We start from the raw sequence: 22,283 nt of genomic DNA, 5'->3' as shown, positions 1-22,283 counted from the left end.
GGAAGCGGTGGAAGCCGTCGAGGTCGTGGGAATCGCCCGCGGCATGGATCGGGACCCTTTCGTCCCACATGGCCCGGTTGTCCTCGCGCCGGTTCGAGGGGACGGACACGGAGGAGGGGGGCGGCGGGCATGGCCGGGAAGTTATCCACAGGCTGCGGACACTCGCCACACAATTGTCGGCGCGGCCAGGCAATATGGGCGCATGACTGGGGCGATGAGTGAGAGCAACCGGCCGGGCACGCACAGTGCGCCGGTCACGCCGGACTGGGAGAAGCGCTTCCGGGCGCCACGGGTGTCGCTGCCCGACTGGGCGGAGGACGCGCCGCACCGCTCCCTGTTCGTGTCGAACGCGACGGGGACGTACGAGCTGTATGCCTGGGACCGGGCGTCGGGCGAGCAGCGGCAGGCGACGGACCGGCCGAACGGCACGACGGACGGCGTGCTCTCCCCGGACGGCACCTGGATCTGGTGGTTCGACGACAAGGACGGCGACGAGTTCGGCATCTGGCGCCGCCAGCCCTTCGAGGGCGGCGCGGCCGAGCCGGCGGTCCCCGGCCTCGCCCCCTCCTACCCGGCCGGCCTGGCCCTGGCCCGCGACGGACGCACGGCGGTCGTCGGCCGCTCCACGGACGAGGACGGTACGACGATCCACCTCGCGCGCGAGGGCGAGGCCCCGGCCGAGATCTACCGGCACCGCGAGTCGGCGGGCGTCGGCGACCTCTCCCACGACGGCACCCTGATCGCCGTCGAGCACACCGAGCACGGCGACGCGATGCACGCGGCGCTGCGCGTGCTGCGCCCGGACGGCACGACGGTCGCCGAGCTGGACGACACCAAGGGCGGCACGCAGGAGCTGGGCCTGGAGGTGCTCGGCTTCGCCCCCGTCGAGGGCGATGCCCGCCTGCTCATCGGCCATCAGCGCCGGGGCCGCTGGGAGCCGCTGGTGTGGGACGTGGCGACGGGCGAGCAGACCGACCTCGACCTGGAGCTGCCCGGTGACGTCAGCGCCGAGTGGTATCCGGACGGCTCGGCCCTGCTCATCGCGCACGGCTTCGAGGCCCGCAGCGAGCTGTTCCGCTTCGACCTCGCCACGCGCGAGCTGACCCGTATCCCCACCCCGCCCGGTACGGTCTCCGGCGCCACGGCCCGCCCCGACGGCAGCGTGGAGTACCTGTGGTCGTCGGCCGAGGAGCCGCCGGCCGTGCGCTCCACCTCCGGCGGGGTCGTGCTGGACCCGCCGGGTATTGTCTGCCCGCCGTCGGTGCCGGTGGAGGACGTGTGGGTGGAGGGGCCCGGCGGCCGCATCCACGCCCTGATCCAGAAGCCGGCCGGCGCCACCGGCCCCCTCCCCACGGTCTTCGACCTGCACGGCGGCCCGACCTGGCACGACAGCGACTCCTTCGCCGCGGGCCCGGCCGCCTGGGTCGACCAGGGCTACGCCGTGATCCGCGTCAACTACCGCGGCTCCACGGGGTACGGCCGGGCCTGGACCGACGCGCTGAAGCACCGGGTCGGCCTGATCGAGCTGGAGGACGTGGCGGCGGTCCGCGAGTGGGCGGTGTCCTCGGGCCTCGCCGACCCCAGCCGCCTGGTCCTGACCGGCGGTTCCTGGGGCGGCTATCTCACCCTGCTCGGCATCGGCACCCAGCCCGACGCGTGGACGGTGGGCATCGCGGTCGTGCCCGTCGCGGACTACGTCACCGCGTACCACGACGAGATGGAGGCCCTGAAGGCCATGGACCGCACCCTGCTCGGCGGCACCCCCGAGGAGGTCCCGGAGCGCTTCGAGGCGTCCTCCCCGCTGACCTACGTCGACCAGGTCAAGGCCCCGGTCTACATCTCGGCGGGTGTCAACGACCCGCGCTGCCCGATCCGCCAGATCGACAACTACGTCAAACGCCTGGAGACGAGGGGCGCGGTGCACGAGGTCTACCGCTACGACGCCGGCCACGGCTCGCTGGTCGTGGACGAACGCATCAAGCAGGTCCGCCTGGAGATGGACTTCGCGGCGAGACACCTGCCGGGGGCGTAGGGCATGTCCGGCGGATCAGGTCGGAGGAAAAGTGCGGCGCCTGATCGGCGCCGGTGAGCGGGGTGTGGTGCGTGCAGATGCAAGGCGGAGGAGGGAGTCGACGCGTGGGGGTCCCCCCGCGCGAGCCCCATTCGAGCGTGGGGGAGTCGGCGACCGACGACAACGCCGCAGATGTGCGTGCCACACCCCGCGTCTCCGACAGGATCCGCCGGACAGGCCCTGGCGGTCAGCGGAGTTCCGCCAGGCCCCGGCGGGTGGCGGCCACGACGACCCGGTCGCCCTTCTCCAGGACGTGGTCGGGGGCCGTGTCGGCGCGGCCCGCCAGGGCCAGGACACGCCAGGAACCGGCCCGGAAGGCCTCGCGGACCGTGCGACCCTCCAGCTGGGGGTGGGCGGCGACGTCCACCGCGGCGAAGAGCAGGACCCTGCGCTCCACCGGGATCGCGCCCAGCACCTGCCGGCCCAGCATCGCCCCGGCGAACGCGGGCGCGGCCAGGTGCGTGACGCTGCGGCTCCGGGTCAGGGCGTGCGGGTACGCGGCCCGGAGCGTGCGGTACACCGCGGTGGCGAAGTCGTCGTCGTAGAGGCGCAGCACCACCCGCAGATCGGGGCGTACGGTGCGCGCGTACAGCACGGCCTCCAGGTTCGTGGTGTCGGCGCTGGTCACGGCGAGCAGGGCGTACGCCCGGTGGATCTTGGCGGCCTCCAGCACCCCCTCCTGGGTGACATCACCCAGGACCACCGGCACCCGCAGGCTGCGCGCGGTCGCGAGGCCCCGCGCCTCCGGGTCGGACTCCACGCACACGACGGGGACGTTCAGCTCGCGCAGCCGGGTCAGCACCCGGGTGCCGATCTTCCCGAGTCCGAGCAGCACCACATGCCCGCCGAGGCCGCGCGGCGGTTTGCGCAGGGCGGAGGCGGTGCGGAAGGTGCCCAGCGCCTCCAGTACGGCCGCCAGCAGCACCGGCAGCAGCAGCAACCCGACGAGACCGGAGAGGAGTTGGAGGAGCTGGCGGCCCAGCGAGTCACCGATGGCGGGGTTGTCGATGGCGAACAGATCGAGGAGCGTCAGGTAGAAGGCGCCCAGGGGGTGGATACCGGTCACCAGCCACAGTGAGACGGCGAGCGCGACGACACAGCCCACGATGCCGGCCAGCGACCAGCGCAGCCGCCGGGAGAAGAGGGAGGCGAGGGGCGGCACGCCACCCACCCCGCGACCGCCCGCCCCGCGACCGCCCCTCCTTCGGCGGCCGGGCGTGGCCGGCTCCGGGCCGACCGCCGCCGACGCCTGCTCCAGCACCAGGGCCGTCCGCCCGGCGGCCCGCCCCCGTTCCACCTCCTCGTCGTCCGGCAGCAGACGGGGCTCCTGCTCCGCGGCGCCGTCGTGCTCGTCCGTACCGGGCGTGGCGGCGGGGTCGTTGCCCGACAGCAGGGCCAGCGTCGGCAGCCCGGAGCCGGCGGCGGGCCCGCCCTCGGGCAGCGGGCGTTCCACGGCCCGCAGCAGCAGCCCCTCGGTCTGCACGACCTTGCTGGTGCCGGCGACGGCGGTGGCGGCCAGCGCGGGCGCGGCGGTGTCGGCGTCGGACAGCACGGTGGTGGAGGCGTCCGCACCGCCCTCGCCGCCGCCCGTCGCCAACGCGGCCGCCTGGTCGAGGAGTTCCTCGATGTGCTGGCCCAACCGGCGGTTGTAGAGCCGGAGGACGAGCCGGAGGCGGGGGTTGAGCCGGCGGGCGGTCAGCGCGGCGCGGATGTTGGTCTCGTCGTCGTCGAAGACGAGGGCGAGCGCTGCGGCCCGCTCCACCCCGGCCTCGGCGAGAACGGCCTCGGTGAGGTCGGCGGCCTCCAGCACCCGGGGCCCGTCGGCCCCGCCCGCGCCACTGGCCGCACTCGCCGGCGCCGTCGGCGTCCCGGTGACGGCGCCCGCCCGGCTCACCGCGGCGCTGACCATACGGTCGAACAGCGCCGCCGACGCGGCGCGGGCCCGGCCGACGACCGGAGGACGGACGGTGCGCCCGTTCGGCGGTACGACCAGGGTGACCTGCTCGCCGTAGACCCCGCGCAACTCGGCCGCCAGCCGGTGCGCGAGCCCGTCGTCACCGCACACCACCATGTGCGCCGCCGGGGCACCAGCCCCCGGCCCCCCTTGATACGGAACGCTCGCCACGAGGGAAAAGAGTGCCCCAAGGAGAGGAGTGGTTCCAGCAACGGTGTGAACACCCGAGGGACCATGCGCGTACGCAGGGGGAGCGAGCCAGGACAGCCAGCCGGAGGTAACCACCCGTGGCCATCACCGAAGAAGCCCCGCCCGGCACGGAGACCGGCCCCGGAACGGAAACCGGGGCGGAGAGCCGGGGGGTCAACTCCTCGCTGGTGCTGACCCTGCTGCTGGTGCTGGCGGTGCTCGCCCAGTCCCCGATCCGCGGGCTCCTCGGCACCCCGCTGATGCAGAGCTGGATGACGGTGTTCGTCGCGGTGACCGTGCAGGCGCTGCCCTTCCTGGTGCTCGGCGTGCTGCTCTCGGCGGCGCTCGCGGTGTTCGTGCCGCCGTCCTTCTTCGCCCGTGCCCTGCCCAGCCGCCCCGCCCTGGCCGTCCCGGTGGCCGGAGTCGCGGGCGCGATCCTGCCGGGCTGCGAGTGCGCGTCGGTGCCGGTGGCGGGCGCGCTGGTGCGCAGGGGAGTCACCCCCGCCGCCGCCCTCGCCTTCCTCCTCTCCGCCCCCGCGATCAACCCGATCGTGCTGACCGCCACCGCCGTCGCCTTCCCGCGCAACCCGGAGATGGTCCTCGGCCGGTTCGCCGCGAGCCTGCTGGTGGCGTGTGCGATGGGCTGGCTGTGGCAGCGGCTGGGCCGCACCGACTGGCTGCGCCCGCCGGCCCACGGCGCGCACGAGGGCGCGACCAAGGGGGAGGCGTTCTGGAACTCGGTACGGCACGACACGGTGCACGCCGGCGGCTTCCTGGTGCTCGGCGCGATGGCCTCCGCGACCCTGAAGGCGGTGGCCCCGGCGTCCTGGCTGCGCACGGCCGCCGGCAATCCCCTGGTCGCGATCCTCGCCCTGGCCGTCCTCGCCGTGCTGCTGTCCATCTGCTCGGAGGCGGACGCGTTCGTCGCGGCCTCCCTCACCCAGTTCTCCCTGACGGCCAAGCTGGTGTTCCTGGTGGTGGGCCCGATGATCGACCTCAAGCTGTTCGCGATGCAGGCCGGCACCTTCGGCCGTACCTTCGCCCTGCGTTTCGCCCCCGTCACGTTCGCGATGGCCGTCGCGGGCGCCGTGGTGACCGGGACGGTGCTGCTGTGAACCGCCAGTCCCAGGCCGCCGTCATGTTCCTGCTCGGCGCCGCCCTGCTGCACGCGGGCAGCACCGATCTGTACCTGCGCTACGTCAAGGCGGGCCTGCAACCGCTGCTGCTGGCCTCGGGCGCGGTGCTGATCGTGGGGGCGCTGGCGACCGTCTGGTACGAGCGCAAGCGCCATCGCCTGCGGCGACAGACCCACGAAGGCCACGCCCACCCCGAACCCCGGGTCTCCTGGCTGCTCCTGCTCCCCCTCCTCGCCCTCATCCTCATCGCCCCGCCCGCGCTCGGCTCGTACAGCGCCCTGCGCTCCGGTACGGCGCTGCAGAAGCCGTACGGCCTCGGGCCGTTGCCCGGTGGCAGCGGGCCGGTGCAGCTGTCCGTGGTCGACTACGCCTCCCGCGCCGCCTACGGCAACGGCCGCTCCCTGGGCGGCCGGACGGTCCGGGTCACCGGGTTCCTCGCGCTGGACGGCTCGGGCGCGCCGTATCTGGTGCGCATGGCCCTCAACTGCTGTGCCGCGGACGCCCAGCCGGTCAAGATCGCGCTGACCGGCCAACTGCCCCCCGTGCTGCGGCCGGACGCCTGGCTGACCGTGACCGGCAGCTACAGCCCCCGGCTGAGCCGCGACCCCGTCAACAACGGCCCGATCCCCTATCTGAAGGTCACCTCGGCACAGCCGGTACCGGTGCCGCACGACCCGTACGACGAGACCTGGAACAACTGAGCGCTCTCGCCTGCGCGGGCTTGGCTGAGCGCCTCACAGCTCGGGGCGCCTACGCCCCTGTCAGATCGAACCGCTCCAGATCCCGCAGCCACGCCAGCGCGTTCCCGTCCGACGGTGCGCGCCAGTCGCCGCGGGGCGACAGTGCGCCGCCCGCCGAGACCTTCGGGCCGTTGGGCATCGCCGAGCGCTTGAACTGGGAGAAGCCGAAGAAGCGGCGGATGAAGACCTCCAGCCAGCGGCGGATCTCGGGGAGGTCGTAGGAGCCGCGTTCGGCCTCGGGGAAGCCGGGGGGCCAGGCGCCCGACTCGCGGTCGTGCCAGGCGTGCCAGGCCAGGAAGGCGATCTTGGAGGGGCGGAAGCCGTAGCGCAGCACGTGGTAGAGGGTGAAATCGTGCAGCGCGTACGGGCCGATCTTCGACTCGGTGGACTGCAGCTCCTCGCCCGGCACCAGCTCGGGGCTGATCTCGGTGTCGAGGATCGCGGCGAGGATCTTGCCGGTCTCGTCGTCGAACTGGTCGCTGCTGATCACCCACCGGATCAGATGCTGGATCAGCGTCTTCGGCACGCCGGAGTTGACGTTGTAGTGGCTCATCTGGTCGCCGACGCCGTACGTGCACCAGCCGAGCGCCAGCTCGGAGAGGTCGCCGGTGCCGAGGACGATGCCGTCGCGCTGGTTGGCCAGCCGGAACAGGTAGTCGGTGCGCAGGCCCGCCTGGACGTTCTCGAAGGTGACGTCGTAGACCGGCTCGCCCGCGGCGAAGGGGTGGCCCATCTCCTTCAGCATCAGCCGCGCGGTCGGCGTGATGTCCAGCTCGGCCGCGGTGACACCGAGGGCGCGCATCAGCTTGTGGGCGTTGTCCTTGGTGTGGTCGCTGGTGGCGAAGCCGGGGAGGGTGAAGGCCAGGATGTCGGTGCGCGGGCGGCCGGCGCGGTCCATCGCGCGGGCGGCGACGATCAGCGCGTGCGTGGAGTCGAGGCCGCCGGAGACACCGATGACGACCTTCGGGCCGCCGATCGAGGCGAGGCGCTGCTGGAGCGCGGCGACCTGGATGTTGTAGGCCTCGTAGCAGTCCAGGGCGAGCCGCTCGGCGTCGGCCGGCACGAACGGGAAGCGCTCCACACGCCGGCGCAGACCCAGGTCGGCGGTGGCGGGCGGGGCGAGTGCGAAGGAGACCGTGCGGAAGTCGCCGGTGCGCGCGGCATGCGTACGGCGGTTGTCGTCGAACGTGCCCATCCGCTGCCGTTCCTGGCGCAGCAGATCCAGATCGACGTCGGCCACCGCGTACTGCTCGCCGGCCGGGAAGCGCTCGGTCTCGGCCAGCAGCACCCCGTTCTCGTAGATCAGGGTCTGGCCGTCCCAGGACAGGTCGGTGCTCGACTCGCCGAGACCGGCCGCCGCGTAGACGTAGGCGGCGAGGCAGCGCGCGGACGCCGAGCGGCACAGCAGCTTGCGGTCCTCGGCGCGGCCCACCGTGATCGGGCTGCCGGAGAGGTTGAGCAGGACGGTCGCGCCGGCGAGGGCCGCCTCCGTGCTGGGCGGCACCGGGACCCACATGTCCTCGCAGATCTCGGCGTGCAGCACGAGGCCGGGGACGTCGTCCGCGGCGAAGAGCAGGTCGACGCCGAAGGGGAGGTCCGTGCCGCCCAGGCGGATCGTTCCGCCGCGCTCGTCGTCGCCGCCGGCGATCTGCCGGCGCTCGTAGAACTCGCGGTAGTTCGGCGGGTACGACTTCGGTACGACGCCCAGGATCCGGCCCCGGTGCACGACCACCGCGCAGTTGTAGATCCGGCCGCGGTGGCGCAGCGGGGCGCCGACGACCAGCACCGGCAGCAGCTCGGCCGACCCGGCGACGACGGTGGCGAGCGCCTTCTCGACGTCGTCGAGCAGCGCGTCCTGCAGGAGGAGGTCCTCGATCGCGTACCCGGACAGGCACAGCTCCGGGAAGACGGCGACGGCCACGCCCTCCTCGTCGCACCGGCGCGCGTGGCGCAGGACGGAGGCGGCGTTGGCGGGCGGGTCGGCGATGACGGTGTGGCCGGTGCAGGCGGCGACCCGTGCGAAGCCGTGCTGATAGATCGACCAGAAGCTCAACGGGACGCCCTCTTTCCGACGCGACTTGCCTACCCGACTTTCCTACGAGAGGAAGCCTAAAGGTCCGGGACAACGTCGGAAGGCCGCGTCGGCACCCACCGCCCACCTGCGGGTTTCAGCGTGCTGAGGCCCCGCCCGCCCGGCTGAAACCAGGTTGAGGCCGCGCTGAACCGTCCGGGCCGCACGCTCTGGGGCATGACGACGACGGATCACACACTCGCGATCGCGGCCACCGGGCTGCGCAAGGCCTACGGGGACAAGACCGTCCTCGACGGCATCGACTTCCAGGTGCCCGCCGGCACGATCTTCTCCCTCCTCGGGCCGAACGGCGCGGGCAAGACCACGGCGGTCAGCATCCTGTCCACCCTGATCTCCGCCGACGCCGGCCAGGCGCGGATCGCCGGGCACGACCTCACCGCCGAGGCCCACGCGGTCCGCGGTGTCATCGGGGTCACCGGGCAGTTCTCCGCCGTGGACGGGCTGATCACCGGCGAGGAGAACATGCTGCTGATGGCCGACCTGCACCACCTCTCCCGCCGGGAGGGACGGCAGGTCACCGCCGACCTGCTGGAGCGCTTCGACCTGGTCGAGGCCGCGAAGAAGCCCGCCTCCACCTACTCCGGCGGCATGAAGCGCCGCCTCGACATCGCCATGACCCTGGTCGGCAACCCGCGGATCATCTTCCTCGACGAGCCGACCACCGGCCTCGACCCGCGCAGCCGCCACACCATGTGGCAGATCATCCGCGAGCTGGTCTCCGGCGGTACGACCGTCTTCCTCACCACCCAGTACCTGGACGAGGCCGACGAGCTCGCCGACCGCATCGCGGTGCTCAACGGCGGCCGGATCGTCGCCCAGGGCAGTGCGGCGGAGCTCAAGCGGCTCGTGCCCGGCGGTCATGTACGGCTGCGGTTCGCCGACCCGGCGGCGTACGAGCGGGCGGCGACCGCGCTGCGCGAGGCCTCCCGGGACGACGACGCCCTCAGCCTGCAGATCCCCAGCGACGGCAGCCAGCGCGAGCTGCGGGCCGTCCTCGACTGGCTCGACGCCGCCGGCATCGAGGCCGACGAGCTGTCCGTGCACACCCCCGACCTCGACGACGTGTTCTTCGCCCTGACCGGCAGTTCCGTCCCCGCCCAGACCACCGCCCAGACCGCCGACAAGGAGACCGCCCGATGAGCACCGCCGGCCACGCCTTCCGCGACAACCTCACCATGCTGCGACGCAACCTCCTGCACGCGCGCCGCTACCCCTCCCTCACCCTGAACCTCCTGCTCACCCCGGTCATCCTGCTGCTGCTCTTCGTCTACGTCTTCGGCAACGTGATGAGCGCGGGCATCAACGGCGGCCACGCGAACCGGTCCGACTACGTCGCCTACCTCGTCCCCGGCATTCTCTTCCTGACCGTGGCCATGACCTCGCTCGGCACCGCGGTGTCCGTGTGCACCGACATGACCGAGGGCATCATGGCCCGGTTCCGCACCATGGCGATCTCCCGTGCCTCCGTGCTGACCGGCCACGTGGTCGGCAGCGTGATCAAGACGATGACGGCTCTGGTGCTCGTCCTGGGCATCGGACTGGCCATCGGCTTCCGGCCGAACGCCACGCCGGTGGAGTGGATCGCGGCGGCCGGGCTGATGGCGCTGGTCAGCCTCGGGCTGACCTGGATCGCGGTCGGCATGGGCCTGGTGAGCCCCAACCCCGAGGGGGCCAGCAACATCGGGACCCCGCTGGTCATGCTGCCGTTCCTGTCCAGCGCGTTCGTACCGGTGGACGCCATGCCCGGCTGGTTCCGCTGGTTCGCCGAGTACCAGCCGTTCTCGCCCGCCATCGAGACCCTGCGCGGGCTGCTGCTGGGCAGCGGGATCGGCACGAAGAACGTGGTGCTGGCCGTCGCGTGGTTCGTGGGGATGACGGTGCTGGGTTATGTGTGGGCCAGGGCGACGTTCAACCACGAGCCGAAGCGGTGAGAACGCGGGAGGGGCGGGGTGTCACCCCGCCGTCAGCTCCCTCAGCACCTCCGCCCGCACCTCCTCCCGTCCCAGGGCGGCATACTTCGACCTCGCGTCGGTGTATGCCGCCCTGTCGGCGTTCTCGGCCGCCTCCCGGGAGCGGGTCAGGGACATGGTGGGGAAGTCCCGTACCGCCGGCATCCGTTCCGCGAGCGCCACCAGCCGGACGGCTCCCGCGTCGCCCCGGGCCAGTCCGGCGAAGCCGAGGGCCAGCAACACCGTGCCGTTCACCGACATTTCGGCCGCACCCCGGTCGGCCCCGTCGGACAGCATCCCGAGCAGCCGCTCCCGCAGCTCCTCGGCGAGGCCGGCCACCGGCTGGAGCCGGCCGGCCTGCGCGTGCGCCGCCAGCGCGCCCGACCGCACCGTCAGCGACCACGGCTCCACGAACGGGTCATCGGGATACAGCAGGCTGTCCTCCCGGATCTGCGCGACCGCCCGGCGCCACAGCCCGAGTCCGACCTCGGTCAGCCCCCGGGCCAGCGCGATCTCCGCCCGGTTCGGCAGGTCGGAGCTGAAGACCTGGGCGGACTCCGGCGGCCGGTCCAGTGCCGCGAGCCCCAGCCAGTACTCCGCCTCGTCGACGTCCCCGCGCTGCAGACAGGCGAGCACCAGCGCCGAGTGCACCCCGACCGAGTCCGACCAGTCGCCGAACCCGCTGAACTCGCTGAGCGCGTCCAGCGCGGCCCGCAGATGGCCGTACGCCTCCGCACCCCGCTCGGACTGCAGACACAGCTCGCCGACCCGGCCGTGACTGAGCAGCGCCGTGGCCGGATTGCCGAGCGGGTTCAGCGCGCCGAGCGCCCGGCGGGCGTACTCCAGCGCGCGCTCCGTCTCGTGCTGCGCCTCCCACACATAGCTCGCCACGGTCGCCGCGACGCCCGCCAGCAGCGGTTCGCCGGCCGCGCAGAGCTCCTCCAGCCGCTCGTACTCCGGCGGCTGAATGTCCGGTACGGCGCACAGCACGACGGCCAGCGCCCGCAGCAGGGTGTCCGGCGGCGCGGGCGGCAGCCGGCGCAGGGTGACCAGCTGCCGTAGGGCGGCCTGCGGGCCGTGGGCCATGAAGAGGCTGGCCGCGCACACGGCCGCCGCGCTGCGGGCCGGCTCCGCGTCCTCGGGGTTCCGGGGCCCGGGGCGGAACCGGGACAGCGGCCCGCCGGTCTCGGCGACGAGGGCGGCGAGCCGGGGGTAGTTGGAGTCGATGGCCCACAAGGAGGCCAGTACGGCGGCGAGGGCGGCGATGGCGGGTCCGTCGGCGCGGGCCAGGGCGTGCCGCAGTGCCAGGACGAGGTTGTCCTGCTCGGCGCGGACGCGCAGCCAGGCGGGCACCGGGTCGGAGCCGAACAGCACGTCGTGGTGGGCGCGGCCGAAGTCCCGCGCCCAGGCGAGGAACCGGTCGGTGACCGCCTCCTCCTCGCCGGCCTCGGCACGCCGGTCGGCGCCGAACTCCCGCAGGGTCTCCAGCATGCGGAAACGCACCCCGGACGGGCTGTCGTCCACCTTGATCAGGGACTGTCCGGCCAGTTGTTCCAGCAGCGCCAGCGTGTCCCCGGTCTCGCCGAGGACGTACTCCGCCGCGTCCTCGGCGAAGCCCCCGGGGAACACGGACAGGGCGCGCAGGGCCGCCCGGCCGTCGGGTTCCAGGAGATTCCAGCTCCAGTCGACCACGGCCCGCAGTGTGCGGTGCCGCTCGGGGGCGTCGCGGGCGCCGCCGCGCAGCAGAGCGAACCGGTCCCGCAGCCGGCGGGAGATCTCGGGCACGGACAGCACCCGGACCCGGGCCGCGGCCAGCTCCACGGCGAGCGGCAGCCCGTCGAGGTGCCGGCAGATCTCGGCGACCGCCTCCGCGGGCAGCTCCACGCCGGGCCGGGCGGCCCGCGCCCGCTGGGTGAACAGCTCCACCGAGGTCGCCAGGGACAGCTCCGGCAGTGCGTACACCGACTCCGACGTCAGCCCCAGCGGGGCCCTGCTGGTGGCCAGGACCCGCAGCTTGCTCGACCGCGACACCAGCGCCTGGACGAGGGCGGCGGCACCCGCGACGACGTGCTCGCAGTTGTCCAGCACCAGCAGCGCCGGCCCGGTGCCCAGGGCACCGACGATGCCGGTCACCGTGTCCCCGCCGGCGAACCGGCTCTCTCCGGCACCGACCGCCGAGGCGACCTCACCGGCCACGTCGTCGTCGGCGGTGACACCCGCCAGCGGGACGAAGTGCACCACGGGCTGCTCGGCGGCCCGGCTCACCGCGTGGGAGAGGCGGGTCTTGCCCAGCCCGCCGGGGCCGGCGAGGGTCACCACCCGGGCCTCGCGCAGCAGCCCGGTCACGGCGGCGAGGTCGGCCTCCCGCCCCAGCAGCGGGTTCGGGTCGTGCGGCACGCCGTGGCGGACCGGCGGGGCGTCGGCGCTCAGCAGCTCCTGGTAGACGGCCCGGAGTCCGGGGCCCGGATCGGTTCCCAGGTCGTCCCGCAGGGCGCGGCGGTAGGAGTCGTACCGGGACAGCGCCGCGGCCCGGCCGGCGGTGGCGGCCTCGCAGCGCAGCAGCTCCGCCAGCACCTCCTCGTCCCGCGGCAGCTCCTCCGCCAGCCCGGCCAGGGGCGCGGTGGCCTCTTCCCGCCGGCCCAGCCGGGCGAGCGCGAGCGCCCGGGAGCGGACCAGCGCCCGGTGCGTGCGCACCCGCGCGGCCCGCAGCGCCACCACCGGATCGTGCAGATCCTCTCCCGACCCGGCGGCCACGCTCCCGTCCCACAGCGCGAGCCCCGCCTCGGCCCGGGCGAGGGCGCCCTCGTGATCCCCGGCCCGCGCGCGCTCGGCGCTCGCCGCCTCGTGCAGCAGCAGTGCGGCGCTGTCGACCCGCGTCTCCTCCAGCGCCAGCCGGTAGCCGTTCGGCGTGCTCACGACCACCTCGGCCCCGAGCTGCGCCCGCAGCCGCGACACGAGGATCTGCACCGCCTTGCCCGGCCGCTCCGGCAGCTCCTCGGCCCACAGCCCCTCCACGAGCCGCCCGGTGCTGCATCCGGCCCGCAGGTCCTCCGCGAGCAGGGCCAGCAGTCCGCGCAGCCGGGGTGCGGTGATCTCCCGGCCACGGAAGGCGACTTGGGGCAGCAGGGTCAACTCGGTCGTCACACGTGCAGGTTAGCCAGCGGTCACGAAAGACCGGAGGCCCGGAGCACCGCCGGTGCCGTCTCGCCGTCGATACGGTGGCCCAGCCGATCCAGGACGTCCGCGCCGTGACACAGCGTGCCGCGCTGGAGCGAGCGGCGCACGCCGGTGTCGAGCTCGTGCCGGAGCAGGGGTTCGGCGGCCAGGATCCGGGGATCGAGCTCCAGCCGGTTGCCGTGCACGTCCCGCAGGACCGGGTGGGTGGAGGGGCCGTCGTACTGCCGTACTGCCGTCAGCGCGTCCGTGCGGACGAGGCGCCGCCGCCAGGGCGTGCGCACCGCCGGCCGGCCGGGACCCGCGTTCCGGCCTGCCCGGCAGCAGCGCGACGGCGGGACCGGCGACCGTTGCTGACGCGGCCTTGACGGGGCGGTGCCGGATCCTGACGCGGCCCTTACGCGCCCGATAGGGTGAGGGCAGGTGTGCCGGGAAGTCTGGTCGGCCGGAGGCCGGGGTGGCTTCCGCAATCCCCTTCCGCGTTGTCGGAGGGAATTCCCAGGGGGACGGCATGCGCAGCGTCGGTACGGTTCTCGCCCTTGTGGTCCTCGCCACGGTGGTCGCCACCTTCGCGCGCCGGTGGCGGATCCCGGCGCCGTCGCTGCTCGTGGTCGCCGGCCTTGCCGTCGCGCTGCTGCCGGGCACCCCGCAGATCCAGATCAGCCCGCAGATCATCGCCCTCGTCGTCCTGCCCCCGCTGCTCCACGCGAGCGCCGAGGACATGCCCTGGCGGGAGCTGCGCGCGGTGTGGAAACCGGTCGGGATCCTCGCGATCGGCCTGGTGCTGGCCTCGGCGGCGGCCGTGGCCGCGGTGGCGGCCCTGGTCACCCCGCTGCCGTGGCAGATGGCGTTCGTGCTGGGCGCGGTGCTGGCCAGCACCGACCCGGTGGCGGTCACCGCGCTGGGCCGCCGGCTCGCGCTGCCGCCCCGGGTGCAGGTCCTGGTGCAGGCGGAGAGCCTGTTCAACGACGCGACCTCGCTGGTGCTGGTCCGGGTGGCGGCGGGCATCGCCATCGCCGCGGCGGCCGCGGACTGGGGCTCGGCGAGCGGCGAGTTCTTCCTGCTCGCGGGCGGCGGCACGGTGATCGGAGCGGCGGTGGCGGGAGTGATCGCCCTGATCCGGCGCCGCACCGAGGATCCGGTGCTGGAGACGGTGATCGCGCTGGTCACCCCGTACGCCGCCTACCTCCTGGCGGAGGTCGCGCACACCTCCGGCGTGACCTCGTGCGTGGTCGCCGGAGTGGTCCTGGGCGGCCGGGGCGACCGCCTCACCAACGCCCGCATCCGCCTCCAGCTGCACGCCGTCTACGGCACCGTCGTGTTCCTGCTGGAGAGCGTGGTGTTCAGCCTGATCGGGCTGGCCCTGCCCGCGCAGGTGCGGGCGCTGGCCCACGGCGACCGGGCCTGGCCGCTGTACGCTCTCGCGGTCGCCGCCACCCTGATCGCCGTACGGCTGCTGTGGCTCGCGCCGCTGTCGGCGGTCGTGCAGCGCAAGGGCGGGCTCGGCCGCCTGAACTGGCGGATCCCGGTGGTGCTGACCTGGGCCGGCACCCGGGGCGTGATGCCGCTGGCCGCCGCGCTGTCCATCCCCGAGGTGACGAAGAGCGGCGCACCGCTCGACGGCCGCGCGCTGGTGCTGGTCCTGACCACATCGGTCGTGGTCGTCACCCTGGTCGTGCAGGGCTTCACCCTGGCCCCCGTCGTCCGCGCCTCCGGCATCGCCCTGGAGCCCGCGCACACCGCCCGCGAGGAGGCCCAGGCCCGCTCCCACCTGGCCCACGCCGGTCTCGCCCGGCTGGAGGAACTGGCCGAGCTGGAGGCCGTGTCCGACGTCGTCCTCGACCGTCTCCGCCGCGGCCTCACCGCCCGCCTGGAGGACGCCCGGGACCGGCTGGCCGAGAGCAACGGGGAGAACAGCGCGGCCACCGAGTCGGCCGACCTGGTCTACCGGCAGTTGCGGCGGGACCTGATAGCGGTGGAGACGGCGGAACTGCACCGGCTCTACGACGCCCACGCCATCAGCGACACCACGCGGCGGCGGCTTCAGCGGGCGCTCGATCTGGAGGAGGCGCGGTTGTCGGATGCGTGACGCTTCGCGCGGGCCGGTTCGCCGACCGCGGGTGTGCCGTGGCGCGACCGAGGCGGGCTCAGTGCCGGCGGCGCCCCGGGAACAGCGCGCACAGCGCCCCGCACACCAGCGCGCCGAAGAGCAGTCCGCCCCACGGCGGCCCACCCGGCCGGTGCGTGACCGCCGCGTACGCGAAGATGCCGAGACCGCCGCCCAGCAGGAAGACGGCGAAGCCGCGCAGCCCCAGCCACCACCGGGGTCTGTCCGTCTGTGAGTTCATGCCGGACATTGTGCACGCACCGGATCCCGCTACTCCTCCAGCCCCGACGCCCGGAACACCGCCAGTGCCGTCTCCCGGTCCATCCGGGACGACAGCCGGCGCAACACGGTCCCGCCGCACAGCAGTACCCCGTCGGCCGCGCCTTCCGCGCGCCCTCGTCGAGGAGGCGCCACAGCCGCGGGTTGCCCGCCGGCACCTCGGGGTCGATCCGGAACCCGCCAGGGCGACGACGGTACTGACCTGCGGAAGCGGATTCCGGCACCTTGACACGGCTCTGACGCGGATCCCCGTCAAGGTCGCGTCAAGACGGACCGGTTGGGCGTGAAGATCCCGCAAGGACCGGTCGGATGCGGTCGGAAACGGACAGAACCTGGGTGCGCCCGCGCACGTAAGGAATGGGTGCGCCCGCGCACGCAAGGAAAAAGAGGAGCACGTGCCCATGTCCGTCCTGACCACCGAACCGGATGCCGTCCCCGCCGGCGAGGAGCCCCCTGATACCGGCGAACGGCACCGGCTGACCGCCCTCACCGGGCTCGCCGCCCTGTCGCTGGACGCGATGGCCTCGGTGGCGTACGGGCCCGAGGCGATCGTGCTGGTCCTCGCCGCCGCCGGCGCGCACGGGCTGGGCTTCACCCTGCCGGTCACGCTGGCCATCGCCGCCCTGCTCGCCGTGCTCGTCGCCTCCTACCGGCAGGTCATCGCGGCCTTCCCGGACGGCGGCGGGTCGTACGCCGTCGCCCGGACGCATCTGGGGGCGCGGACCAGTCTCGTCGCCGCCGCCTCTCTCGTCCTCGACTACGTCCTCAACGTCGCCGTCGCCGTCACCGCGGGCGTCGCCGCTCTCACCTCCGCCTTCCCCTCCCTCTACGCCGACCGGCTGTGGCTGTGCCTGGCCGTGCTCGCCCTGGTCACGGGCGTCAATCTGCGCGGCATCGCGGAGTCCGCGAAGGCGTTCATCGTGCCGACTGTCGTCTTCGTCGGGTCCGTCCTCGTCCTCATCGCCGTCGGGCTCTTCCGGTCCCATCCGGTGAGTACGGCGACCGCCGCCGGGCATGCCTCCGTCGTCGCGGGCAACGCGTCCGGCGTGGGCGCGCTGCTCCTGCTGAAAGCATTCGCCTCCGGCTGTGCCGCACTGACCGGCGTCGAGGCCATCGCCAACGCCGTCCCCTCCTTCCGGGTCCCGCGGGTACGGCGGGCCCAGCGCGCGGAGGTCGCCCTGGGCGCCGTACTGGGCCTGATGCTGATCGGTCTGTCGGTGCTGATCGGCCGCTTCCACCTCCAGCCGGTCGCGGGCGTCACCGTCCTCGCCCAGCTCGCGGACGCCTCCCTCGGCCACAACTGGGCTTTCTACGTCCTGCAGTTCGCGACGATGATCCTGCTCGCCCTGTCCGCGAACACCTCCTTCGGCGGGCTCCCGGTGCTGCTGAAACTGCTCGCCCGGGACAACTACGCCCCGCACGTCTTCGCCCTGAAGGCCGACCGCCAGGTCCACCGGCACGGTGTCCTCGCGCTCGCCGTCGTCTCGGCCGCGCTGCTGGTCTTCTCCGGCGGCGACACCAACACCCTGGTGCCGATGTTCGCGATCGGCGTCTTCGTCGGCTTCACCATCGCCCAGGTGGGGATGGTGCGGCACTGGCGGCTCGACCGGAGCTCCGGCCGGCGTGGGAAGGCGCTGCTCAACGGGTTCGGGGCCCTGCTCACCGGGGTCGCCGCCGTCGTGGTCACCGCGAGCAGGTTCACGGCGGGCGCCTGGCTGATCGTCGTCGCGCTGCCGTTGCTGGTGGCCGCCTTCCTCGCCGTCCACCGCGCCTACGGCCGGATCGGCGAGCGGCTCGGGCTCGGCCGGATCCCCGAGGCCCCGCACCGCGACCGCTCGCTGGTGATCGTGCCGGTGTCCTCGCTGTCCCGGCTCACCTCCGAGGCGCTGACCGCGGCCGCCTCCCTCGGTGACGAGGTCCGCGCGGTGACCGTCTGCTACCCCGACCCCGAGGACCGGGCCCAGCTGCACGCCCTGGAGCGGGCCTGGGCCGAGTGGGACCCCGGGGTGCCCCTGGTACGGCTGGCCTGCGCGCGGCGCACCCTCGGCCGGCCCATCGCCGCGTACGTCCGTGCGGCGGCCGCCGCCGAACCGGGCACCCGGGTCACCGTCCTCATCCCGGAGGCCGAGCCGGAGCGGCTGTGGCAACGGCTGCTCCAGAACCAGCGGGGCGCGGTCGTCGCGCACGCCGTGCGGCGGGAGACGGACGCGGTGATCTGCCGGCTGCGCTTCCGGCTCACGTAGACGGCCGCAGGGGACCCGTCCAGACGGCCACAGGGGCCCGTCGAAGCCGTGCGCGCGGCCGTATGACAGCCGTGGGCGGGCGGTCGGATCCGGCCGGACAGGCGACTGCGGGTGAGCGGGGAGCCGATCACACCGTCCCCGGCCGGCGCGCGGCCGGTGGCACCTACACTGAGGGCCGCGCGTTCCTGTGACGCGGCGGGCCGGGCAGGGGACGGACGGGAGAGGGCTGTGGGGCAGATGGCCGGCGGTTTCGAGGATCCGTCCGCCGAGGTGCTCGCGGAGGCCGCCGCCGCCTTCGGGCTGCTGGCGGCGGCGCCCCGGCTGCACATCATGTGGGCGCTGGCCCAGGGCGAGAGCGATGTCAGCCATCTCGCGGACCGGGTCGGCGGTGCGCTGCCCGCGGTCAGCCAGCACCTGTCGAAGCTGAAGCTCGCCGGTCTCGTCCGCTCCCGCCGCGAGGGCCGGCGGCAGATCTACTACGTCGGCGACCCCGATGTCGTCACGGTCGTACGGGTGATGGTCGGTCAGCTCGCCCAGCGCGCCGCGCAGGCACCCGCGGCGGCGGGCGGGCTGCAGGGGACCGGTGCCTAGGATCGCCCCGGCCTGGGGAGAGGACGCCGGGACGCCGGTGTCGGGGGCCGTGCCCGAAGCGCCGGCCGCGAGTGAGCCCGGGGAAGCGGGTGCGGCGACCGCGCTGCAGGTGCTGCGGCGGCTGGACACCGGGCCGCGCGGGCTGACGGAGGACGAGGCCGCGCTCCGCCTGGGCCGGGTCGGGGCGAACACGCTGCCGGCCCGCCGGGACGCCTCCTGGCCGCGGCTGCTGCTGCGGGGCCTGCGCGATCCGTTCACCGCGGTGCTGCTGTGCCTCGCCCTGGTCTCCGCCGCCGTGTTCGCCTGGTCCACCGCCTGTGTGATCCTCGTGCTGGTCGTGACCAGCAGTGTGCTGCGGGCCTCCGGCGAGTACCGCGCCGACCGGTCCATGGACCGTCTGCGCGAGCTGGTCGCCACCACCTCCTCCGTGCTGCGGCGGGCCGCCGAGGACGCGGCACCCGTCGCCCGGGAGGTCCCGGTGGAGGAACTGGTCCCCGGCGACATCGTCCAGCTCGGCCCGGGGGACCTGGTCCCGGCGGACGTACGGCTGCTGCGCGCACGGGGTCTCACGGTGCATCAGGCGGCGCTGACCGGGGAGTCGGTCCCCGTCGCGAAGCACGCGGGGGACGTCGCCGGGCCGGCCCGGGGCGCGGTGTTCGAGCAGCCGCAGCTGTGCTTCCAGGGCAGCAGCGTCGCCACCGGCAGCGCTACCGCGGTCGTGGTGGACACCGGCGGGCGCACCCGGTTCGCGGCGGCTCACGACCGTACGGCAGGGCAGCGCGAGGCGAGCGCCTTCGACCGGTCGGTGTACGGCATCTCGTGGATCCTGATCCGGTTCATGCTGCTCACCCCGCCCCTGGTGCTGATGGCCAACGCGGCGCTGCGCGACCGGGGCCTGGAGACCCTGCCGTTCGCGGTGGCGGTGGCGGTGGGGCTGACGCCGGAGATGCTGCCGGTCGTCGTGACCACCTGTCTGGCGCGCGGGGCGGCGCTGCTGGCCCGCGCGCACGGGGTGATCGTCAAACGGCTCCCGGCCCTGCACGACCTGGGCGCGGTCGACGTGCTGTGCCTGGACAAGACGGGCACCCTCACCCAGGACCGGCCGGTGGTCGAGCGGGGCCTGGACGCGGCCGGCGGGGACGCCCCCGAGGCGGTGCACTGGGCCGCCGTCAACGCCTGGTGGACCCTGCAACTGGCCGAACTGCCCGCGCCCGACGCCCTGGACGAGGCGGTCCTGGACGCGGCCGACGAGGACGGCCTCATGGCGTACGACGGGATCGCGGCGCTGCCGTTCGACCCCGTGCGCCGGCTGTCCACGGCCGTGGTGCGCACCCCCGGCCGGCTGGGCACGCACACCCTTGTCGTCAAGGGCGCCGTGGAAGCCGTCCTGGAGCGCTGCGCCCTGCGGCCGGAGGAGACGCGGCGGCTGACCGAGCTCGCGGACCGGGCCGCGCGGGACGGCCTGCGGGTGCTGGCGGTCGCCACCGCCGAACGCCCGGCCCGGCTGCGCGACTACACCCCGGCCGACGAACGCGGCCTGGACTTCCAGGGTTTGGTCACCCTGCGCGACGCCCTCGCGCCCACCGCCGCGCCGGCCCTGGCCGCGCTCGCCGACCGGGGCGTCACCGTCAAGATCCTCACCGGCGACCACCCGGGCACCGCCGCGCGCGCCTGCCGCGACCTGGGCATCGTGCTCGGTGCGGACGCGGTGGTCACCGCCGACCGCACCGACAGCCTGACCGACGCCGAACTGGCCCGACTGGCCGCCCGTACGACGGTCTTCGCCCGCTGCACCCCGGAACACAAGGCGCGGATCAGCGCCGCGCTGCGCACCGGCGGGCACACGGTGGGCTTCCTCGGGGACGGCGTCAACGACGTGTCCGCGCTGTGGGCGGCCGACGTCGGCATCGCCCCGCGCGACGCCACCGACGTGGCCCGCGAGGGCGCCGACGTGGTGCTCGCCGAGAAGGACCTCACGGCCGTCGGCCACGCCATCGCCGCGGGCCGGCTGAGCGGCGGCAACATCGCCACGTATCTGCGCATCACCCTGTCGTCGAACCTCGGCAACGTCGTCGCGATGCTCGCCGCCGGCCTGCTGCTGCCCTTCCTGCCGATGCTTCCGGCCCAGGTGCTGGTGCAGAACCTGTGCTTCGACACGGTGCAGCTCGCCTTCGCCTACGACCGCCCCCACCCGGCCGTGCTGCGCCGCCCGGCCCGCCTCGACCCGCGCGCCCTGCTGCGCTTCATCACCGGGTTCGGCATCCTCAACGCGGCGGCCGACCTCGCGACCTTCGGCGTCCTGGCGCTCGCCCTGCACGGCCGGGGGCCGGGGGAGGACGAGGCGGTGTTCCACTCCGGCTGGTTCACCGAGAACCTGATCACCCAGAGCCTGGTGATGCTGCTGCTGCGCACCGGCCGCCGGCTGTTCGAGGACCGCCCGCCCGGCCCGGTGGGCTGGACGGCGGGCGCCCTGGCGGTCATCGGCGTGCTCCTGCCGCCGTCCCCGCTCGGCCCGCCGCTCGGTCTGACCGCATTGCCACCGGAGTATTACCTGCTTCTCACCGTCGTCCTCGCGCTGTACGCCGCCGCGCTCGTCCTGGCCCGCACCCGCCAGGAACGGCACCTCATCGGCCGGGACGAATGGGTGGAAAGCGGTCGTTTTCCGCGCTGACGTTCCCGGGACGGAGGCGGTGAACGGGCCGCTTCGTGCGACCTGTCCGCGTTTTTACACTCGTGTAGTAGCTTCTGCGCGCGGAGCCGCCCCTCGCGCGTGCTGTCCCCGGCTCCATCCCTTGTCGCGCACCTGGAGTCGAAGGCCGGCCGATGTCCGTTCTGACCTATCCCGAAGCCGTGGGCGTGGGCCTGCTGCAAGGCGTCACCGAACTGTTCCCCGTCTCCAGCCTGGGGCACAGCATCCTGATACCCGCGCTGCTGGGCGGGCACTGGAAGCACGACCTCGACGTCTCCGCCGACGGATCCCTGTACCTCAACGAGCTGGTCGGCCTCCATCTGGCCACCGCGCTCGCCCTCGTCGTCTACTTCTGGCGGGACTGGGTGCGGGTGATCCGCGGCCTGACCACGTCGATCACCCAGCGCCGGATCGAGACCGTCGACCAGAAACTCGCCTGGCTGATCATCACCGCGTGCGTCCCGGTCGCGGTCGCGGGCGTCGCGCTCGACAAGGTGTTCCGTACGACGCTCGGCAAGCCCGTCCCGACCGCGATCTTCCTGGCGCTCAACGGCATCGTGCTCTTCGTCACCGAGCAGCTGCGGCGCGGCGGGACCGGCCGCCGGCGGGCCGGAGCCGCCGTCGCCCCCGGCGAGGAGCATCTGTCCGCGGACGAGCAGTCGGACCTGCGGATCACCCGGATGACGATCCGGCAGGCCGTGACGATCGGCGCGGCCCAGATCCTCGCCCTCTGCCCCGGCATCAGCCGCTCCGGCTCCACCATCAGCGCGGGCATCTTCAAGGGCCTGGGCCACGAGGACTCCGCGCGCTTCGCGTTCCTGCTCGCCACGCCGGTGATCGGCGGCGCCGCGCTGCTCAAGCTGCCGCCGCTGCTCGGCCCGCAGGGCAACGGCCTGCGCGGTCCGCTGCTGGCGGGCAGCGTGGCCGCGTTCGTGGCGGCCTACCTCGCCACCCGCTTCCTCGTGCGCTATTTCGAGGACCGCACCCTGATCCCGTTCGCGATCTACTGCTCCGTCGCGGGCCTCGGCAGCCTGGCCTACTTCACCCTCGCCTGACCCCGCGCGTGCGG

General features: G+C 73.9%; 15 protein-coding genes. 10 read left to right on the top strand and 5 right to left on the bottom strand.

Features of this window, described 5'->3' with window-relative positions; genetic code table 11:
• The first annotated feature begins 214 nt into the window (after positions 1–214).
• A complete protein-coding gene (locus tag O1G22_RS19285) occupies positions 215–2,032 on the top strand; it encodes a S9 family peptidase (RefSeq protein WP_270082471.1) in 1,818 nt (605 codons plus the stop codon).
• A gap of 226 nt (positions 2,033–2,258) precedes the next feature.
• Here the strand turns inward: O1G22_RS19285 and O1G22_RS19280 are convergent, their stop codons facing one another.
• Positions 2,259–4,142 carry an NAD-binding protein gene (locus tag O1G22_RS19280; protein WP_270082470.1) on the bottom strand — a complete coding sequence of 628 codons (1,884 nt, stop codon included), beginning with the start codon at positions 4,140–4,142 and terminating at the stop codon, positions 2,259–2,261.
• Positions 4,143–4,312: 170 nt separating this feature from the next.
• Between O1G22_RS19280 and O1G22_RS19275 the strand changes: the two genes are divergently transcribed.
• Positions 4,313–5,329 carry a permease gene (locus O1G22_RS19275; protein WP_270082469.1) on the top strand — a complete coding sequence of 339 codons (1,017 nt, stop codon included), beginning with the start codon at positions 4,313–4,315 and terminating at the stop codon, positions 5,327–5,329.
• Positions 5,326–6,051: a TIGR03943 family putative permease subunit gene (locus O1G22_RS19270; protein WP_270082468.1), complete on the top strand. Its 726-nt coding sequence runs from the start codon at positions 5,326–5,328 to the stop codon at positions 6,049–6,051. Before O1G22_RS19275 ends, O1G22_RS19270 begins: the two co-directional genes overlap by 4 nt.
• 49 nt (positions 6,052–6,100) lie before the next feature.
• On the opposite strand, the gene O1G22_RS19265 is transcribed toward O1G22_RS19270, so the two are convergent.
• Positions 6,101–8,143, bottom strand: coding sequence for an NAD(+) synthase (locus O1G22_RS19265; protein WP_270082467.1), 2,043 nt, complete (start codon positions 8,141–8,143; stop codon positions 6,101–6,103).
• Positions 8,144–8,338: 195 nt separating this feature from the next.
• On the opposite strand from O1G22_RS19265, the gene O1G22_RS19260 reads away from it, so the two are divergent.
• Positions 8,339–9,322 carry an ATP-binding cassette domain-containing protein gene (locus O1G22_RS19260; RefSeq protein ID WP_270082466.1) on the top strand — a complete coding sequence of 328 codons (984 nt, stop codon included), beginning with the start codon at positions 8,339–8,341 and terminating at the stop codon, positions 9,320–9,322.
• On the top strand, positions 9,319–10,113 hold the full coding sequence (locus O1G22_RS19255; protein ID WP_225097351.1) for an ABC transporter permease: 795 nt from the start codon (positions 9,319–9,321) through the stop codon (positions 10,111–10,113). Before O1G22_RS19260 ends, O1G22_RS19255 begins: the two co-directional genes overlap by 4 nt.
• 21 nt (positions 10,114–10,134) lie before the next feature.
• On the opposite strand, the gene O1G22_RS19250 is transcribed toward O1G22_RS19255, so the two are convergent.
• Both O1G22_RS19250 and O1G22_RS19245 read right to left on the bottom strand, forming a co-directional pair.
• Entirely contained in the window at positions 10,135–13,275 is a 3,141-nt protein-coding gene (locus O1G22_RS19250; RefSeq protein ID WP_270082465.1) for an ATP-binding protein, read from the bottom strand.
• A 20-nt stretch (positions 13,276–13,295) separates the two neighbouring features.
• The gene (locus tag O1G22_RS19245) at positions 13,296–13,589 is read right to left on the bottom strand and encodes a hypothetical protein (protein WP_270082464.1); all 294 of its coding nucleotides are present in this window, start codon (positions 13,587–13,589) and stop codon (positions 13,296–13,298) included.
• A gap of 227 nt (positions 13,590–13,816) precedes the next feature.
• Here O1G22_RS19245 and O1G22_RS19240 point away from each other — a divergent pair, with 227 nt between their 5' ends.
• On the top strand, positions 13,817–15,394 hold the full coding sequence (locus O1G22_RS19240; RefSeq protein WP_270082463.1) for a Na+/H+ antiporter: 1,578 nt from the start codon (positions 13,817–13,819) through the stop codon (positions 15,392–15,394).
• 58 nt (positions 15,395–15,452) lie between these two features.
• On the opposite strand, the gene O1G22_RS19235 is transcribed toward O1G22_RS19240, so the two are convergent.
• A complete protein-coding gene (locus tag O1G22_RS19235; RefSeq protein WP_270082462.1) occupies positions 15,453–15,653 on the bottom strand; it encodes a hypothetical protein in 201 nt (66 codons plus the stop codon).
• Between the two features lie 439 nt (positions 15,654–16,092).
• On the opposite strand from O1G22_RS19235, the gene O1G22_RS19230 reads away from it, so the two are divergent.
• The 4 genes from O1G22_RS19230 to O1G22_RS19215 all read left to right on the top strand — a co-directional run bounded on the left by O1G22_RS19230 (position 16,093) and on the right by O1G22_RS19215 (position 22,269).
• Positions 16,093–17,934, top strand: coding sequence for an APC family permease (locus tag O1G22_RS19230; protein WP_270082461.1), 1,842 nt, complete (start codon positions 16,093–16,095; stop codon positions 17,932–17,934).
• Positions 17,935–18,171: 237 nt separating this feature from the next.
• On the top strand, positions 18,172–18,525 hold the full coding sequence (locus O1G22_RS19225) for an ArsR/SmtB family transcription factor (protein ID WP_428986497.1): 354 nt from the start codon (positions 18,172–18,174) through the stop codon (positions 18,523–18,525).
• Positions 18,518–21,196: a magnesium-translocating P-type ATPase gene (gene mgtA, locus O1G22_RS19220; RefSeq protein WP_428986381.1), complete on the top strand. Its 2,679-nt coding sequence runs from the start codon at positions 18,518–18,520 to the stop codon at positions 21,194–21,196. Before O1G22_RS19225 ends, mgtA begins: the two co-directional genes overlap by 8 nt.
• Positions 21,197–21,348: 152 nt before the next feature.
• Positions 21,349–22,269, top strand: coding sequence for an undecaprenyl-diphosphate phosphatase (locus O1G22_RS19215; RefSeq protein WP_270082458.1), 921 nt, complete (start codon positions 21,349–21,351; stop codon positions 22,267–22,269).
• The last annotated feature ends 14 nt before the right edge of the window (positions 22,270–22,283 follow it).

The sequence above is a fragment of the Streptomyces camelliae genome, from assembly GCF_027625935.1.
GTDB classification, from domain to species: Bacteria; Actinomycetota; Actinomycetes; order Streptomycetales; family Streptomycetaceae; genus Streptomyces; species Streptomyces camelliae.
This window is presented reverse-complemented; position numbering and strand designations above follow the sequence as displayed.

Coding starts and splice junctions, on each gene's coding strand:
- O1G22_RS19285 (WP_270082471.1), top strand. CDS start 215: ATGAGTGAGAGCAACCGGCCGGGCACGCACAGTGCGCCGGTCACGCCG.
- O1G22_RS19280 (WP_270082470.1), bottom strand. CDS start 4,142: ATGGTGGTGTGCGGTGACGACGGGCTCGCGCACCGGCTGGCGGCCGAG.
- O1G22_RS19260 (WP_270082466.1), top strand. CDS start 8,339: ATGACGACGACGGATCACACACTCGCGATCGCGGCCACCGGGCTGCGC.
- O1G22_RS19255 (WP_225097351.1), top strand. CDS start 9,319: ATGAGCACCGCCGGCCACGCCTTCCGCGACAACCTCACCATGCTGCGA.
- O1G22_RS19240 (WP_270082463.1), top strand. CDS start 13,817: ATGCGCAGCGTCGGTACGGTTCTCGCCCTTGTGGTCCTCGCCACGGTG.
- O1G22_RS19235 (WP_270082462.1), bottom strand. CDS start 15,653: ATGAACTCACAGACGGACAGACCCCGGTGGTGGCTGGGGCTGCGCGGC.
- O1G22_RS19230 (WP_270082461.1), top strand. CDS start 16,093: ATGTCCGTCCTGACCACCGAACCGGATGCCGTCCCCGCCGGCGAGGAG.
- O1G22_RS19225 (WP_428986497.1), top strand. CDS start 18,172: ATGGCCGGCGGTTTCGAGGATCCGTCCGCCGAGGTGCTCGCGGAGGCC.
- O1G22_RS19215 (WP_270082458.1), top strand. CDS start 21,349: ATGTCCGTTCTGACCTATCCCGAAGCCGTGGGCGTGGGCCTGCTGCAA.